16 protein-coding genes and 1 tRNA gene are annotated in these 15501 nt (G+C 62.1%); 8 read left to right on the top strand and 9 right to left on the bottom strand.

The features are described from left to right. Positions 1-2 precede the first annotated feature (2 nt). The 7 genes from THPRO_RS03730 to THPRO_RS03700 all read right to left on the bottom strand — a co-directional run bounded on the left by THPRO_RS03730 (position 3) and on the right by THPRO_RS03700 (position 5611). Positions 3-509, bottom strand: coding sequence for a DUF7931 domain-containing protein (locus THPRO_RS03730; protein ID WP_052064030.1), 507 nt, complete (start codon positions 507-509; stop codon positions 3-5). Between the two features lie 66 nt (positions 510-575). Next, entirely contained in the window at positions 576-1016 is a 441-nt protein-coding gene (locus THPRO_RS03725) for a GNAT family N-acetyltransferase (RefSeq protein ID WP_038086767.1), read from the bottom strand. A 94-nt stretch (positions 1017-1110) separates the two neighbouring features. Next, complete coding sequence (locus THPRO_RS03720) at positions 1111-1854, bottom strand: cytochrome c1 (protein WP_038086766.1); 744 nt, start codon at positions 1852-1854, stop codon at positions 1111-1113. Then, complete coding sequence (locus tag THPRO_RS03715) at positions 1851-3266, bottom strand: cytochrome b (RefSeq protein WP_038086765.1); 1416 nt, start codon at positions 3264-3266, stop codon at positions 1851-1853. Before THPRO_RS03715 ends, THPRO_RS03720 begins: the two co-directional genes overlap by 4 nt. A 72-nt stretch (positions 3267-3338) precedes the next feature. Next, on the bottom strand, positions 3339-4172 hold the full coding sequence (locus tag THPRO_RS03710) for a c-type cytochrome (RefSeq protein ID WP_082954408.1): 834 nt from the start codon (positions 4170-4172) through the stop codon (positions 3339-3341). A gap of 61 nt (positions 4173-4233) precedes the next feature. Then, positions 4234-4893 (bottom strand): ubiquinol-cytochrome c reductase iron-sulfur subunit, encoded by a 660-nt coding sequence (gene petA / locus THPRO_RS03705; RefSeq protein ID WP_065089223.1) that lies wholly within the window; start codon positions 4891-4893, stop codon positions 4234-4236. A 331-nt stretch (positions 4894-5224) separates the two neighbouring features. After that, entirely contained in the window at positions 5225-5611 is a 387-nt protein-coding gene (locus THPRO_RS03700) for a hypothetical protein (protein ID WP_038086763.1), read from the bottom strand. Between the two features lie 297 nt (positions 5612-5908). Here THPRO_RS03700 and THPRO_RS03695 point away from each other — a divergent pair, with 297 nt between their 5' ends. The 8 genes from THPRO_RS03695 (at position 5909) to THPRO_RS03660 (ending at position 14101) form a co-directional block, all read left to right on the top strand. Next, on the top strand, positions 5909-7561 hold the full coding sequence (locus THPRO_RS03695) for an ABC transporter substrate-binding protein (protein ID WP_145930681.1): 1653 nt from the start codon (positions 5909-5911) through the stop codon (positions 7559-7561). 119 nt (positions 7562-7680) lie between these two features. Beyond that, complete coding sequence (locus tag THPRO_RS03690; RefSeq protein WP_038086762.1) at positions 7681-8712, top strand: ABC transporter ATP-binding protein; 1032 nt, start codon at positions 7681-7683, stop codon at positions 8710-8712. After that, positions 8709-9554: an ATP-binding cassette domain-containing protein gene (locus tag THPRO_RS03685; RefSeq protein ID WP_052064027.1), complete on the top strand. Its 846-nt coding sequence runs from the start codon at positions 8709-8711 to the stop codon at positions 9552-9554. The genes THPRO_RS03690 and THPRO_RS03685 overlap by 4 nt, the downstream gene beginning before the upstream one ends. A gap of 44 nt (positions 9555-9598) precedes the next feature. Further along, positions 9599-10471 carry an ABC transporter permease gene (locus THPRO_RS03680; protein WP_065089222.1) on the top strand — a complete coding sequence of 291 codons (873 nt, stop codon included), beginning with the start codon at positions 9599-9601 and terminating at the stop codon, positions 10469-10471. Between the two features lie 39 nt (positions 10472-10510). Continuing rightward, positions 10511-11437 (top strand): ABC transporter permease, encoded by a 927-nt coding sequence (locus THPRO_RS03675; protein WP_201786927.1) that lies wholly within the window; start codon positions 10511-10513, stop codon positions 11435-11437. A gap of 30 nt (positions 11438-11467) precedes the next feature. Further along, positions 11468-12400, top strand: a complete 933-nt coding sequence (locus THPRO_RS03670; RefSeq protein ID WP_038086761.1) for an acetamidase/formamidase family protein — start codon at positions 11468-11470, stop codon at positions 12398-12400. Between the two features lie 35 nt (positions 12401-12435). Next, a complete protein-coding gene (locus tag THPRO_RS03665; RefSeq protein WP_038086747.1) occupies positions 12436-13134 on the top strand; it encodes a cysteine hydrolase family protein in 699 nt (232 codons plus the stop codon). A gap of 52 nt (positions 13135-13186) precedes the next feature. Further along, positions 13187-14101: a 2-hydroxyacid dehydrogenase gene (locus tag THPRO_RS03660; protein ID WP_201786926.1), complete on the top strand. Its 915-nt coding sequence runs from the start codon at positions 13187-13189 to the stop codon at positions 14099-14101. A 90-nt stretch (positions 14102-14191) separates the two neighbouring features. Here the strand turns inward: THPRO_RS03660 and THPRO_RS03655 are convergent. Further along, positions 14192-14267: transfer RNA gene (locus tag THPRO_RS03655), tRNA-Asn, on the bottom strand. A gap of 40 nt (positions 14268-14307) precedes the next feature. Beyond that, the gene (locus THPRO_RS03650) at positions 14308-15498 is read right to left on the bottom strand and encodes a pyridoxal phosphate-dependent aminotransferase (protein ID WP_038086745.1); all 1191 of its coding nucleotides are present in this window, start codon (positions 15496-15498) and stop codon (positions 14308-14310) included. Positions 15499-15501 lie beyond the last annotated feature (3 nt).

The raw sequence follows: 15501 nt of genomic DNA, 5'->3' as shown, positions 1-15501 counted from the left end.
CGTTACAAAGAAAGCCGGCGCAGGTCGGGATGCTGCTCGGCCATGTCCCACATGGCCTGGAATTCGTGTGCGAGATCGAGTGCCCAGCGGCGGTCGTTGTGCGCGCTCAGCGCCTGTCCCTTGTCCGCCTGCTCGCGGAAGACCACGGTCTGGGTGTCGGCAATCAGCCATTCGCGGCGTTCCGCGCGATGGCGCTGCGCCAGTAGGCGGATTTCGATGAAGCTCGGCACGCGCTGCGCGAGTGCGAGCAGACGGTGGCCTCTCAGGCGCAGTGGCTGCAGGTCGGCGATCAGGATGCGGATGCGACTGTGCCGGCGACGCCGGATCGTGGCGAAAAGATGTTCCGAAACGGGCGCTTCATCGTAGAGTGCGGGATCGAGCGCGCGACTCAGGATGACGATGTCGCGTTGCGCGCCGTCGATGGCGTCGAGCGTCGCGGCCAGCAGGGCTTGGGGGCCGTCGACGGGCTGACGTTTCTGGTCGGGCGAGGGTGGGGGCGGTTCGGCCATCCTGGATTCCTGCGCAAGACGTATCGGCTCAAGTCGACTTTAGCGCAAGCGCGCGCGGGACGCCCGTCAGGCGTTTTTCAAGGGCCGGCGCATTTCCCGGTGCACAATGCCGGCATCGAGAAATTCGGGGCCGCAGACGGCGAAGCCGGCGCGCTCATAGAAGGGGATGGCGTGAAGCTGCGCGCTGAGCACGGCTTCGGCGAAATCGCGGCGTACGGCCTCGCGGACCAGTGCGTCGAGCAGGGCTTTGCCGATGCCCCGGCCACGGTATTCGCGCAGGACGGCCAAGCGGCCGATATGGCCGTCTTCAAGTAGGCGGCCGGTGCCGACCGGTTGACCGGCATATTCGGCGAGCAAATGCAGGCTGCGGGGATCGAATTCGTCGATTTCCAGCGCTGCAGGTACGCCCTGTTCGTGTACGAACACGGTTTCGCGCAATCGGTACAGGATTTCGCGCTCGGCTTGCCAGTCGGCAACGCGGATAACGGGCTTGACGCTGGCATCCATGTGAGGGGGTCCGGTCGATTGCGGCAGCGGCGCGGGCGGAGCGCGCCGGCGCCGCGTCAGTATAGGCAGGCGCCGGCAGTCTGCCAAGCGTCGCTCAATGCCGCACTGCGCGCCAGTATTCGTGCTTGAGCAGGTAGGCCACGATGATGAACAGGGCCATGAAGGCCATGACCCACAGCCCGATGTGCTCGCGTTCGGCCTGGTGCGGGTGATTGGCCCAGTAAAGAAAGGTCACGACGTCGCGCATGGCCTTGTCGAAGGCGGCAGGGGACAGCGTGCCAGACGTTACCTGCTTCAGGCCGGACAGCACTTTGACTTGCTGGCCGTTCCGGCTTACTTCCTTGTACATGGGGGCCTGCAGACCCTGCAGCTGCCAGAGCACGTCGGGCATGGCGACATTGTGGAATACGGCATTGTTGACGCCGGTCGCCCGAGTAGGATCGAGATAGAACGAGGTCAAATAGGTATAAACCCAGTTGGCACCTTTCATCTTGATGATGGCGGATAGATCCGGAGGCGCCAGCCCGAACCAGTGCACCGCGTCGGCGGGCGACATCGGGCTGACGATGGCGTCGTGTACCTTGAGGCTGGTCGAGTTGAAGTTTTTCTGGATCTCGTCGAGAGGCAAGCCCAGAACCTTGCTCATGTCGCTGAAGCGCTCTGCGCGGACGCTGTGGCATGCCATGCAGTAGGTCATGAAGAAGGCAGCACCATTGCGCAGGGCAGCCTTGTTGGCCGTATCGATCTGCACCGACTTGAGAGCAAAGTCGGCCCGTGCTGCCGGCATGATCAGGATGGCAAGCAGGAGTAGCGAAAGGATTTTTGTATATTTATTCATGCTTGCACCCTCTCAGGAACGGGTTTGTCGGCGACCAGCGATGGTTTGAACCAGGCTCCGCCCAGGATGATCGTGACGTAACCTATCGGTAGCCAAAGTGATTCAAGTAGCTGTCCCCAGCTGTGCGCTCTGACCGAAACCATCCAGGCGTCAATGACAACAAACAGCCCGGTCATGACAATCCACCAGATCAATGTTGCCATATGGCTGCGCACACGGTTCATGTAAACCATCAGCCAGAAAGTGCTGAAGAAGATCTCTGTAAACCGATAGCCGAGCAACACATACGTGTTAGTGGCGGGCTGCAGACCGAGGTAGCCGAGCAGAATGAATGAGAACGAGAGCACCAGAATGTTGATGCGCACGAAAACCCCTCTGAAGCGCGCGGATTTTACCGGGTTGCGATCCAGCCAGGGTATCAGGAACATCAGAATGTAAACCGCGGCTAGACTGGCTACACCCAGGAGCTTGCTGGGCCAGGCACGCAGAATGGCGTAGTAGGGTGTCAGGAACCACAGTGGGTGGATGTCTGGCGGAGTCTTCAGTGCGTTGGCTGGCACGTAGTTCAGCTTGTCCAGGACGATACCCCAACCCGAGGGCTTGAAGAAAATCAGACCCATGTATATGGCCAGGAACACGGCGACGCCGAGAATATCCTTGACGGTGTAGTACGGGTGAAAGGGAATGCCGTCGAGCGGAATGCCGTCGGCATTCTTGTGTTCCTTGATTTCGATCCCATCAGGATTATTGGAGCCCACTTGATGCAGCGCCAGGATATGGACGAACACGAGGATCACCAGCACAAGAGGTACAGCGATGACGTGCAGTGCAAAGAACCGATCCAGCGTTGGGGAGCCAACGACGAAATCGCCACGTATCCATTGCGCGATGCTCTGCCCGATGACAGGGATGGCGCCGAACAATGAAATTACTACATTAGAACCCCAGAATGACATCTGACCCCAGGGCAGTAGATATCCAAAGAAGGCTTCGGCAGACAAGGCGACATACAGCAGCATGCCCACAAGCCAGAGCAGCTCACGCGGTTTTTTGTAAGACCCGTACATCATTCCGCGGAACATGTGGAAGTACACCAGCACGAAAAAGCTGGAGGCACCCAGCACGTGCATATAGCGGATGAACCATCCACCTTCCACATCGTTCATGATGCCTTGGTTGATAGACCAAAATGCGAGTTTCGCATTCGGCTGGTAATGCATGGTCAGGAATATCCCGGTAATGATCTGAATAACCAGGACGAGAATGAGCAGGGAACCGAAGAAATACCAGAAATTGAAATTCTTGGGTGCGTAATATTCGGTCAAATGCTCACGCATCATGCTACTAAATGGGAAGCGGCGGTCTATCCAACCCATAATCCCAGGCTTTTGTTCTGTTTGACTCGTATCCATTGGGTTTTCCTCAACGCTGCGGTTTGTCAAGGCGATCCGTTATTGGCTGCTGCTCGGGTTGCATAATGCAGCTCAGAGTTGCGGCGTCTTGGCGGGTGTGGGCTTGGCGTTCTTGCTGGCCACCTGATCGGCCGGTACACCAATCAGAGGGGTTTGGTTTCTTCGGGTTTTCATTTGTTCGTAGTTTTTAGGTCCATCGCCAAGCACCAACCCAGGATTTAGAGACTGTACGTAAAAGGCTACGGCCGTCATCTGGTTTTTGGTGAGTTTGCTCGCGATCATCCGCATCATGCTGTGTGGATCGTTACTGCGCTGACCGTCGCTGAACTGCTCAAGTTGAGTGAAAACGTATTGTTCGTGTTGTCCCGCCAATCTGGGGATGGCCATGGGGCCATTGCCCATGCCGTCGGCCTCGTGGCAGGCCATACATGCAGGTATGCCAGATGCAGGCATGCCTGAGCGATAAATGTGCTCGCCCAGAGTCAAAACCTTGAGTGTGGTTTTAGGATCGGTCGCATTGGCATTGATCTTTGGGTTCAATTTTTGCTGTGAGAAATAATACGCAAGGTCTTTTACATCGGCGGCAAAATTGGCTGGAGGGATTGTCGCTACCATGGCCTGCATGATCTGGTTGGTGCGGGCTCCTGTATGGAAATTCTCCAGTTGCTTAATGAGGTAGCTCTGGTTTTGGCCTGCAAGATTAGGATATTGCGCCATCAAGCTGTTTCCATGTGCGCCGTGGCAGGCTGAGCAGGTGTTGGCAACGATGGATTTGATTTGTGCGACATCCCCCCCGGGAATTTGTCCCAGATAGCTGGGAGCCGTCGCAGCTTGCGCACCTGATGCAAGGAGTAAAGGGGCCGCTGCAGTCAGTATTTTTCTTGCAACGCGTTTGCTGATATTCATAACTTTTTCCCGGTTGTTTTTGTGGCTGGCACGATTCGGGATTGTTCTTGAGTTCGGCTGCTTACCATATTGCAGGAACCCAGTTTTGATATTTCCCGTCCTCGGTTTCCCCGATGCGAACCAGCGTGTCGGTTTTATAGAAATACGGAGGGATGGGGATATTCAGCGGGGCTGGTGAGCCGTCGAAGACGCGTGCTGAGAAATCGTACATGGATCCATGGCAAGGGCAGTGGAATCCACCTGGCCACCAGGAGTTAACAGATTTCGGTTTAGGCGCGTAGTTCGGCGAGCACTGCAGGTGGGTGCAGATCGCTACCGCAACAAAGACATGTTTCTTGAGCGAACGGTAAACTCCATTCACGTATGCCTTGGTCGGTTGTTGCGGTTCCAGAGACTCGGGATCCTTGAGTCTGGGCTTGTTCTTGACCAGGGTATCGAGCATCCATTGCTGGCGATTCAGTATCCAAATAGGGCGCTGCCGCCACTCGACGATGATGAGCTGTCCGGGTTCAAGTTTGCTGATGTCGACATCGATAGGGACACCTGCGGCGGTTACTGCCTTGTCAGGCTCCATCGATTCGATGAAGGGTAGAGCCCACGCGGCTACGCCAACCGCACCGACCACGGTGGCCGATGCGATGAGAAATCTGCGGCGGGTCTGGTCGACTGCTTCAGGATTGAGCGAATCGATGACGACGGGGATGGCGTCGTTACGTGCCATGGATCAAGTCCTCGCGATCCCCCTTTCCGGGCACGATGAACGTGATCCCAGCCTCCCGATCGTTTCCCGGCGTATCCCTTTCGAAGTCTGCTGTCACCGCGTATATGTACGCGGTTCGTGTGCTTCTTCATGCCCTGGATAACCGCCGCCGGGTCCGACGAGCGTGTTGCTCGTTTGCCGTGTTGGTAGGAGGGGATGCTACGAGGGTAGCCGGCAAGGCGTCACGCGCTCACCCGGATTCACTTGATATGCATCAAGTGCACTGATGCAAGCCGAAGCGGCTGGAGATCATGCCCGGCCCGAGCAGGTTCGACCGGCGGTCGCTACGTTATCAGGCGATCACGTGGAAGGTGCTGTTGCCGCCGGCGCCTGGAGGCGTGCCGGCGGTCACGATCTGTGCCGATACGGCGTTTGCTGGCGTTTGCTGCCGGTTTTGTTGCAGAGCGGCCAGTGCGTCGCGTGCGCCGGTCAGGTCGCCATTTTGCAGCGCCTGTCCCAGTGACGCGAAGGCGGAATTGCCGGCCACGCTATTGCCGACCTGACCTTGCGGCGCGGTAGAAGTTTGCTGCAGCGCGGCATAGGACTGCTGCGCGCCCGCGAGATTGCCGTTGCCGAGCGACTGCTGAATCTGCTGCAACTGGTTCTGAACCTGCTGTGCGGGCGTGGCCTGCGGGTTGATCTGCGGGTAGAACGAAGCGGAAAGCTCGTTGACGTTCATTGTCGCGGTACCTGGCGGAACGGGTGTGGTCACAAGTATAGGCGTACGTCGGCGCTAACGCTAAGTGGCGGGTCGCAATCGCACCAAAAGTGTGCTTGGCTACCAAGGCGGAATCGTTCCGGACGGAATTTGCTCCATTATGGGGCGTTTCGCCAGGGCTGAGCACGAAAGAGGTGCTTGATAAGCGTTGATGATCGGCGTATTGAGTGGGTCGAAGCCGCATTCGACAGGGCGCCCATGGCTGGCATGACTTTCGCATCTGGTGCCCGCGTGCCGTATCAACGATGGGAGACAAGCATGCAGCGCAGAGAATTTCTCAAGGCCATGGGCTTGGCCGCAGCAGCGACCACGATGAGCGCCTCTTTGACCGAGGCCGCCTTCGCCGCCACCATGAAGATCAAGCCCGGTGGCCGCATGGTGGTGACCTACAAGAGCGATCCCGGCACCCTGGATCCCGCGATCGGTTACAACTGGCAGAACTGGCCGATGATGCGCGCCCTGTTCAGCCGGTTGGTGACCTACGAGCCGGGTACCACCAAGCTGATCCTGGATGCGGCGGAAAGCTACCATGTGTCCGACGACGGTACGGAATATACCTTCAAGCTGCGTCCGGGCCTCAAGTTCGGTGACGGTTCGGCGCTGACCGCCGCGGACGTGGTGTTTTCGATCAATCGCGTGGTTGATCCCGCGACGGCGAGCCCGGGGCAGAGCTTTTTCAGCCCGATTTCGGGCTATGACGATTTCGTCAATGGCAAGGCCAAGCAACTGGCCGGCGTGAAGGCGCTCGACGCCCAAACGGTGCAATTCAAGATAGACAAGCCCAATGTGGTGTTCCTGCAGGTGCTCGCGATGAATTTCGCCAGCATCGTTTCTGCCAAGGCCGTGGCCGAGCACAGCAAGGACGTGGCGCATCATCCGATGGGTTCAGGCCCCTTCCGCATGACCTCGTGGAAGCCGGGCAACGAGGTGGTGTTCGAGAAGAATCCACATTATTTCATCCCCGGCATTCCCTATCTCGACGAGGTGCGCTTCACGCTCGGCATCGATAGCCTGACGGCCTATTTCAAGCTGCTGCGCGGAGAAGTCGACCTGCTCGGCGACGGTGTGCCTGGTTCGCAGCTGGCGCTGGTCAAGCACAACCCCAAATATCGTGGCATGCTGGTCGAGGGGCACCCGCTCGAAACCAGCTACATCACCATGAATACCCAGATCAAGCCCTTCGACGACGTGCGTGTACGTCGGGCCATCAACATGGCCATCGACAAGCCGGCGATTGTGCGGGCCATCAACGGCCGCGGCAAACCCGCCAATCAGATCCTGCCGCCGGGCATGCCTGGCTACGATCCGAAGTACAAGGGCTATGCCTATGATCCGGCTGCGGCAATGAAACTGCTGGCCGAGGCGGGACATGCGGGCGGCTTCGAGACCGAGCTTTACGCCATGAACAGCGATCCCAACCCACGCATCGCCCAGGCGATCCAGGCACAGCTGTCCAAGATCGGGGTCAAGCTCAAGTTGCATATTCTCAGCCAAGCACAGGTGATCGCCATCGCCGGCACGCCGGGGAAGGCACCCATGGTGTGGTCGGGCGGTCTCGCCTGGGTGGACGATTTTCCGGATCCCTCGGATTTCTACGGCCCCATCCTGGGCAGCGGCAGTGCGGTCAAGGGCGGCTGGAACTGGGCGTTTTACAAGAACCCGAAACTCGACAAGCTGGCGGCGGAGGCCGACGGCATGTACAAAGCCGACGAACACGAGAAGCGTCTTGCGCTGTATCGGGAAATCTTCAGCGACGTGATGCACGATGCCCCCTGGGTGCCGGTGTTCAATCAGGTCGACTACACCATGCACAGCAAGAATATCGAGGGCCGGCCGGGCAACGTGTTTGCGGACCCCGGGGTTTATCCGTTCACTTATTCGCGGATGTTCAGCGTCAAGGCCCAGGGTTGACGTATACGGGTTCGATGGCCGGCGAGCTGGACGCTCGCCGGCCATTTTTTCTGTGGCGCGGCCTGTCTGGGGTCGAGCGCGCAACGGTTTGATGGCGGTTAGTGGAGCGGCGGATTGTCATGAGGGCGAGAACCGAAGGGGATATCCGGCTTGGCTTGACGGCGAGCGGCCTGACGGTGACCAATGCCGCGGGTGATGCCGTGCTCGATGGCGTGCGCTTTGCTCTGGATCGAGGCGAGCGCGTGGGCATCATCGGCGAGAGTGGATCGGGCAAAAGCGTGTTGCTCAAGGCGATGCTGGGCCTTTTGCCACCGGGATTGAAGGTGACGTCCGGCACGCTCGAACTCGCCGGGCGCCGCTACTCGCTGGATGCCGGCGGGGGGTCCGCGCGCGAGGCCTTGCGAGGGCGCGTGCTCGGCTACGTGCCGCAGGATCCCTTGTCCTCGCTGACGCCGGTGCGCAAGATCGGATCGATGGCGAGGGAAACGCTGCGCAGTTCCAAGGCGGCGGGCGACACATCGCGTATTGCGGCATGCTTTCGGGCGGCAGGTCTGCCTGAGATCGACGACGTGCTACCCAAATACCCGCACCAACTGTCGGGCGGCATGCGCCAGCGCGCCCTGATCGCAATGGCACTGCTGAGCGATCCGGAATACCTGTTCTGCGACGAGGCGACCACGGCGCTGGACGTGCTGGCCCAGCGCCAGGTCGTGGAGACGCTGACGGAAATCGCGCGCGAGGCCGGCAAGGGCGTGGTCCTGGTATCGCATGACATCGCGCTGATCGCGGAAATGGCGGAAAAGGTTTACGTGCTGTATGGCGGCCAGGTGCTCGAGTGCGGGCCTGCGGAATCGGTGACCTGCCGGCCGGGACACCCGTACACGGCTGCTTTGTGCGATGCCATCGTGACGCTGGGAGACGAGACGCTGCCGCGCACGATCCCCGGGGAGGTGCCCGATCCTGGCCGGCGGGGCCCGGGTTGCGTGTTCGCGCCGCGCTGTGGCCATGCGGACGCACGCTGCCGCGTCGAACGCCCGCCGTTGCAAGGCAACGGGCGGCACGATACGGCCTGCTGGTATCCGCTGAACCGCTCGGTTGGTCGGGAGATGTCCTTCGCGAGCGGAGTCGACGATTCGGAGGTCCGCCTATGAGTGGCGACAAGGTCATTGCATTGCGCGACGTTTCGTTGACCTACCGCAGCGGCTGGGGGCGTAAGCGTCGGCAAACCCTGGCCGTCGACGGCGTCAGCCTGACGGTGCAGGCAGGCGAATGTCTGGGACTGGTGGGCGGCTCCGGCAGCGGCAAGTCCACGCTGGCGCAGATCATGACCGGCCAGCTCGCCGCGAGCGCAGGCGAGGTGCGGTTGTGGTTGCGCGAACCGGGCGACGCACCTCGGCGGGCGGTGGTTGCACCGCATCCGCGGGACGTTGCTGGCCATGTCGGCCTGGTGTTCCAGGATCCATTTTCCTCGTTCGATCCGTTGTGGTCGTTGCGCCGCTCCATCGAGGAGGCGCTCATGCTCAAGTACGGCGCATCGACCGACCCTCTTGGGCGCGGCGCGCACGACTTTCTGGGGCTGGTGGGGCTCAACCCGAGTTTTGCCGCGCGTCGCCCTGGCGGTTTGTCCGGCGGCCAGGTTCAGCGTGCCGCGATCGCGCGCGCGATCGCCATCAACCCCGATCTGCTCGTGCTCGACGAGGCCTTGTCGTCGCTGGACGTTTCCGTGCAGGCGAACGTGCTGGGTCTGCTGGCGCGTTTGCGGCGGGAGTTGGACCTGACCATCGTTTTCATCGGTCACAACCTGGCGGTGGTCGGGGCGATCGCTGACCGTGTGGCGGTGATGGCCAGCGGCCAGCTGGTCGAGATCGGGCCGGCGGCGGAGCTGTATCGCTCGCCGCGCAGTGAATACACGCGACAGCTCATCGCCGCGGTGCCGCGGTTGCCCGGGCGCGAGCCGCGTCCTGCCGTGGCTGGGGGGGCGAGCGGATGCTGAAAAATCGGTGGCGTTTGGGCGGACACGCCCGTCGGTTCGGCTTGATGCTGAGTTTGGCCGTGATCGTGCTCATCGTGCTGGGCGCGGTGCTGGCGCCGGTGCTGGCGCCTTATTCGCCGGATGCGCAGCTGGCAAACGGCCTGAGCGTCGACGGCCTGCCGCAGGCGCCGTCCTGGTCGCATTGGTTCGGTACCGACAACCTCGGGCGTAGCCTGCTTTCGCGCGTGCTCTACGGCGCGCAGGCCACCCTGCTGGTGGGTATCGTGTCGAATACCATCGCCGTGCTGATCGGCGCGCTGATCGGCGGCCTGGCCGGCATGCTGGAGGGCAGGGCGCAGGCGGCCGTGATGCGTTTCGTCGATCTGATGCTGGCCTTCCCGGCCCTGATTCTCGCCATCGCCATCGCTTCGGTGATCGGCCCGAGCTTGTGGAACGCGGCGCTGATCATCGCGCTGGCGAACTGGACCTGGATCGCGCGCGTGGCCTATACCAAGACGCTCTCGATCAAGGAGCGCAATTACATGACGGCGGCGAGAATGCTAGGCGCCGGACGCTGGTACCTGTTCACGCGCCATCTGCTGATGCATCTGGCGCCGATCATGCTGGTCTGGGAGACGCTGGGCATCGCCACCACCGTGCAGATGTCGGCCGCACTGTCTTTCCTCGGCGTGGGTGTGCAGCCGCCCACCCCAAGCTGGGGCAACATCATCCACGACAATCAGAACTACTTCACGGTGGCGCCCTGGACGGTGCTGATCCCCGGCGTGTTCATCCTGGCGCTGTCGTTGTCGTTCAATATCGTCGGCGAATACCTGCATGAGCGCATGGAAAACATGGAGGCGCGCGGCGCGCGCGAGGAGGCCCCGGGCGATAAATCCGGCAAGGCTCGGCTGGAGGAACTCGAGCATGGTGGCTGAGTCGTCACGGATCCGCCTGTACGGCAAGGGAGGCGAGGCGTGAATTTTTTGGTCTTTTTGCTGCGCCGCCTGGGGCAGGGCGTGATTGTGCTGATCGGCGTGTCGGTCATCACCTTCCTGCTGTTGTATGTCATCCCCAGCGATCCCGCCAGCCTCATCGCCGGCAGGGCGGCGAATCCCGATACGCTGGCACGCATCAATGCCCAGCTGGGACTCGATCATCCCTTGTGGATGCGCTACCTCATTTACATGGGCAATCTGCTGCACGGCGATCTCGGCTGGTCCTACGTGCAGCGCAGCAGCGTGGCGCACGAGCTGTTCTCGCGAGTGCCGGCAACACTGGAACTGGTCTCCGGCGCCATCTTCTGGGAGGTGCTGATCGGCGTGTCGCTGGGCGTGATCGGCGGACTGTGGCGCGGCCGCTGGCCGGACAAGCTGGCGATGGGCTTCGCCTACGTCACCGTCGCCGCGCCGCAGTTCGTGACCGGCCTGCTGTTCCTCTATCTCTTCGGCTTCAAGCTCGGCTGGCTGCCGCTCGGCGGTTACGGCGGCCTGAGCTATTTGATACTGCCCTCGCTGACACTGGGCCTGCTCAATGCCGCCTGGCATACCCGGGTGGTGCGCTCCGAGGTCGTGCGCGAACATCGCGAACCCTATGTCGAGGCGGCGCTTGCCAGGGGTGTTCCTCGGCGCACCGTGGTATTGCGGCATATTCTGCCGGGCGCAGTACTGCCGGTGCCGACACTGGTGGGGCTGGATTTCGGTTTTCTGATGGGCGGCGCGGTCATCATCGATCAGGTCTTCGGCTGGCCCGGCATCGGCCAGTACATGTGGCAGGGTATCCAGAACACCGACGTCCCCGTGATCATGGGCGTGACCCTGTTCGCCGCCTGTTTCGTGGTCGTGGCCAATATCGTGGCCGATGTCATTTCATATCTCATCGATCCCCGCATTCGCGTCAGCTAAGCGGGGCGCAAGACCCAGGGAGGAGCGGGCGTGAGCCAATATCAGACCATCCACAGCCACCATTCGCATTATGGTTGGGACAATGGCATCGAAGCGGTGCGCCAGGTCGCGCCCGGCGAGATTCTCGAATTCGAGGTGCGCGACGCCTCGGGCGGCCAGCTTAGCGCGCGCTCCGACGCGAGCGCGGTCGGTACCCTGGATTTCGATAAGGTCAATCCGGTTACCGGGCCGATCGAGGTCGACGGCGCGGAGCCGGGTGACGCGATCCGCATCGAATTGCTCGACTTCGCCGGCGTTGGCTGGGGTTGGACCGCCATCATTCCCGGCTTCGGCCTGCTCGCTGACGAGTTCAAGACGCCTTTTCTGCATATCTCGGAATACGACGAGCAACGTGTGCGTTTCGTCGACGGCATAGAGCTCGAAACCGCACCGTTTCCAGGCACCGTCGGCCTGGCGCCTGCCGCGCCTGGCCATCACAGCGTGGTGCCGCCGCGGCGGGTGGGCGGGAACCTCGATCTGCGTGACCTGACGCGCGGCGCAACGCTATATCTGCCGGTCGAGGTGGCCGGCGGTCTATTGTCGGTCGGCGATACCCACGCCGCACAGGGCGACGGCGAGGTCTGCGGTACGGCGGTGGAAACCCAGTTCAGCGTCAGCGCGCGCATCGGCCTCGTGAAGGGCGCGAACCTGCCAGCCCCCCAGTGCGAAACGACCCGGCCTTTGCGGCGTTCGCGCCGTGACGACAAGGGCTTCTACGTGACCACCGGCGTGGGGCCCGATCTGATGCAGGCGTCCCGCGACGCGATACGTGCCATGATCGATCATCTCGGTAAACACTACGGGCTCGCGCCCGAGATGGCCTACGCACTGTGTTCGGTCGCGGTGGATCTGCGTATCGGCGAGGTCGTCGACGTGCCCAACTGGGTGGTCGCGGCGCAACTTCCCAAGGGTATCTTCCTCTAACCGAAAGGCCGCCGGGACCTTACAAGGAGACGCGTATGCACTGGAAGGAAAAATACCGCTCGCTGTACTACCTCGACGCCGAAATCCCCGACGTGAGCCTGGACCCTGAGCACAGCGCGCTGTTGGTGATCGATATCCAGAACACCTACGTCGAACGCCCGTCGCGCGAGGCCCTGCCCGAGGCGGAACACCGTGCCTGGGATCTTTGGACACCCTTTCATACGCGCATGCGCAAGGTGGTGATCCCGAATACGCGTCGGCTGCTCGATACCTTCCGCGCGCACGGTGCCGATGTGTTTCACGCCCGCATCGCCTGCCTGACACCGGACGGGCGCGACCGCTCGCTCAGCCAGCGGCGCCCCGGATTCAACAATCTGCTGTTGCCCAAGGACGAACATGCCAGCCAGATAGTGCCCGAGCTCGCGCCGCTGCCGGGCGAGGTGGTGGTCACCAAGACTACCGATTCCGCGCTCACAGGCACCAATTTGCGGCTGGTGATGCAGAATATGGACGTGCGTCATGTGGTCGTCGCCGGCATCTTCACCGATCAATGCGTAGCCTCCACCGTGCGCAGCCTCGCGGACGAGAGCTTCGATGTCGTCGTGGTGGACGACGCCTGTGCCGCCGCCACCGATGCCCTGCACGAGCAGGAACTGACCATCCTCAACAATATCTATTGTCAGGTGATGTCGCGCGACGACGTGCTTGGGGAGCTGGGATGGGCATCTGCCTGAATCGCGCGGCTACGTATCGCGCATGACCCGCTCGGCACCTTGTCTGCTCTTCATGAGCGAACTTGACGACCCGCGGGTCTGGCGCGAAGCTCTGCAGCGTGCCTGGCCCGAGCTCGACGTGCGCGTCTGGCCCGCAACCGGCGATCCGGATGAGATCGATTTCGCGCTGGTCTGGCAACCGCCGCCCGGTGTGCTGGGGAGCTTCGCGAACCTGCGCCTGATCGTCAATCTGGGCGCTGGCGTCGACGCGATCGCGGCGGATGACTCTCTGCCGGCGCACGTGCCCATCGCACGGCTTGCCGATCCCGGTCAGGCGCAGATGATGGATGGTTATGTGCTGCTGGCGGTGCTTCGCCATCATCGCGAATTGCACCGTTTCGAGCAGGCCAGGCGCGAACGTCGCTGGGCCTACAATTATCCGCGGCCGCACAGTGCCTGCCGCGTAGGGGTGATGGGGCTGGGTTATCTGGGCACGCACGCGGCCCGCGCGCTCGCCGCGCAGGGTTTCGATGTCGTCGGCTGGTCGCGCAGCGCCAAATCCCTGCCGGATATCGAGACCCACGCCGGCCCCGAGGGGCTGGCCGCCTTTCTGTGCGCTATCGATATCCTGGTGGCGATGCTGCCAGCGACCGCAGAAACCCGCCGAGTGATTGGGCGCCAGGTGTTCTACGGCCTGCCGCGCGGGGCCAAATTCGTGAGCGTGGGTCGCGGTTCGACGGTGGACGAGGCGGCGTTGCTAGACGCCCTGCGCGAGGGCCAGATCGCCGAGGCGACGCTGGATGTGTTCGCAACCGAGCCGCTGCCGCCCGAACATCCTTTCTGGGAGATGGATCAGGTTCTGATCACGCCGCATCTGGCCAGCGCCGCGGTACCCGAAACGGCGGCCAGGCAGGTTGTCGACAACTGCCGGCGCGTACTCTCGGGACAGATGCCCGAATACGTCATCGACCGCGCCCGCGGGTATTAGCCGCAAACCGCGCCGGATCGCGGCATCCAGAGTTCAAAACCGAACCCCAAACGAAAAAGGGCCGCGACGTGTCGCGGCCCTTCGAAACCTTGGCTCCCCAGCGCGGACTCGAACCACGGACCCGGTGATTAACAGTCACCTGCTCTACCAACTGAGCTACTGGGGAATTGCAAGACGACGAATCTTAATGGACCCTCATGCGACGGTCAACCCGCCTGCAGGCGGGTAGCGATGCGGCGCAGGGCCTCTTCGAGATTGGCCATGCTGGTGGCGAAGGACAGGCGGATATGGCCGGGCGCGCCGAAGGCGGAGCCGGGCACCACGGCCACGCCGACTTCGTCGAGCAGAAACTGCGCGAAGCCGATGTCGTCCTCGATATTCGGCAGCCGTTCGATAGCGCCGACCACATTCGGGAAGGCGTAGAAGGTGCCGGAAGAGGGCAGGCAGTCGATGCCGGGCATGGCATTGAGGCGCTCGCTTACCAGCCGCTGGCGCTGCTCGAAGGCGCCGCGCATGGTTTCGACGCAGGCCTGGTCGCCGTCGAGCGCCGCAGCGGCCGCCGCCTGGGCGATGGAGTTCGGATTGGAGGTGCTCTGCGACTGGATTTTTTTCATCGCGCCGATCAGCGCCTTGGGGCCGGCGGCATAGCCGATGCGCCAGCCGGTCATGGCATAGGCCTTGGATACGCCATTCATGACGACGGTGCGGTCGGCCAGCTCGGGACAGACGTTGAGCAGATTGGTGAAACGGGTATCGCCGAACACGATGGGCTCGTAGATGTCGTCGGAGGCGATGATGATCTGTGGGTGGCGCTTGAGCACTTCGCCCAGGCCGGCCAACTCGGTCGCGGTGTAGGTCGCGCCGGTCGGATTGGACGGGCTATTGAGCACCAGCAGGCGCGTGCGTGTCGTGATCGACGCCTCGAGCTGTGTCGGAGTGATCTTGAAGCCTTGCGCCTGGTCGGCCAGGACCGGCACCGGGGTGGCGTCGGCAAGCAGTACGATGTCTGGGTACGAGACCCAGTATGGTGCGGGGATGACGACCTCGTCGCCAGGGTTGAGCAGCGCCTCGCACAGGTTGTAGAAGCTTTGCTTGGCACCGTTGGAAACGAGTATCTGCTCGGGCGTGTAGGCGAGGCTGTTGTCGCGCCGGAACTTGCCGATGATGGCGGCCTTGAGCGCGCCGGTGCCGTCGACGGCGGTGTAGCGTGTCTGGCCGGCGTGCATGGCTTCGATGGCGGCCTCCTGGATGTGGGCCGGGGTGTCGAAATCGGGTTCGCCGGCGCTTAGGCTGATGATGTCGCGCCCTTCGGCCTTGAGCTGTGCGGCGAACGCCGTAACGGCCAGGGTGGGCGAGGGTTTGATACGTTGGACGCGTTGCGCCAGTTGAATGTCCAAGGC

It is taken from the genome of Acidihalobacter prosperus (assembly GCF_000754095.2).
Lineage (GTDB): Bacteria > Pseudomonadota > Gammaproteobacteria > DSM-5130 > Acidihalobacteraceae > Acidihalobacter > Acidihalobacter prosperus.
This window is presented reverse-complemented; position numbering and strand designations above follow the sequence as displayed.

Bases quoted from the DNA above. Each gene is read 5' to 3' on its own strand.
- THPRO_RS03730 (WP_052064030.1), bottom strand. From the start codon at position 509: ATGGCCGAACCGCCCCCACCCTCGCCCGACCAGAAACGTCAGCCCGTC.
- THPRO_RS03725 (WP_038086767.1), bottom strand. From the start codon at position 1,016: ATGGATGCCAGCGTCAAGCCCGTTATCCGCGTTGCCGACTGGCAAGCC.
- THPRO_RS03720 (WP_038086766.1), bottom strand. From the start codon at position 1,854: ATGAATAAATATACAAAAATCCTTTCGCTACTCCTGCTTGCCATCCTG.
- THPRO_RS03715 (WP_038086765.1), bottom strand. From the start codon at position 3,266: ATGGATACGAGTCAAACAGAACAAAAGCCTGGGATTATGGGTTGGATA.
- THPRO_RS03710 (WP_082954408.1), bottom strand. From the start codon at position 4,172: ATGAATATCAGCAAACGCGTTGCAAGAAAAATACTGACTGCAGCGGCC.
- petA (WP_065089223.1), bottom strand. From the start codon at position 4,893: ATGGCACGTAACGACGCCATCCCCGTCGTCATCGATTCGCTCAATCCT.
- THPRO_RS03700 (WP_038086763.1), bottom strand. From the start codon at position 5,611: ATGAACGTCAACGAGCTTTCCGCTTCGTTCTACCCGCAGATCAACCCG.
- THPRO_RS03695 (WP_145930681.1), top strand. From the start codon at position 5,909: ATGCAGCGCAGAGAATTTCTCAAGGCCATGGGCTTGGCCGCAGCAGCG.
- THPRO_RS03690 (WP_038086762.1), top strand. From the start codon at position 7,681: ATGAGGGCGAGAACCGAAGGGGATATCCGGCTTGGCTTGACGGCGAGC.
- THPRO_RS03685 (WP_052064027.1), top strand. From the start codon at position 8,709: ATGAGTGGCGACAAGGTCATTGCATTGCGCGACGTTTCGTTGACCTAC.
- THPRO_RS03680 (WP_065089222.1), top strand. From the start codon at position 9,599: ATGCTGAGTTTGGCCGTGATCGTGCTCATCGTGCTGGGCGCGGTGCTG.
- THPRO_RS03665 (WP_038086747.1), top strand. From the start codon at position 12,436: ATGCACTGGAAGGAAAAATACCGCTCGCTGTACTACCTCGACGCCGAA.
- THPRO_RS03660 (WP_201786926.1), top strand. From the start codon at position 13,187: ATGAGCGAACTTGACGACCCGCGGGTCTGGCGCGAAGCTCTGCAGCGT.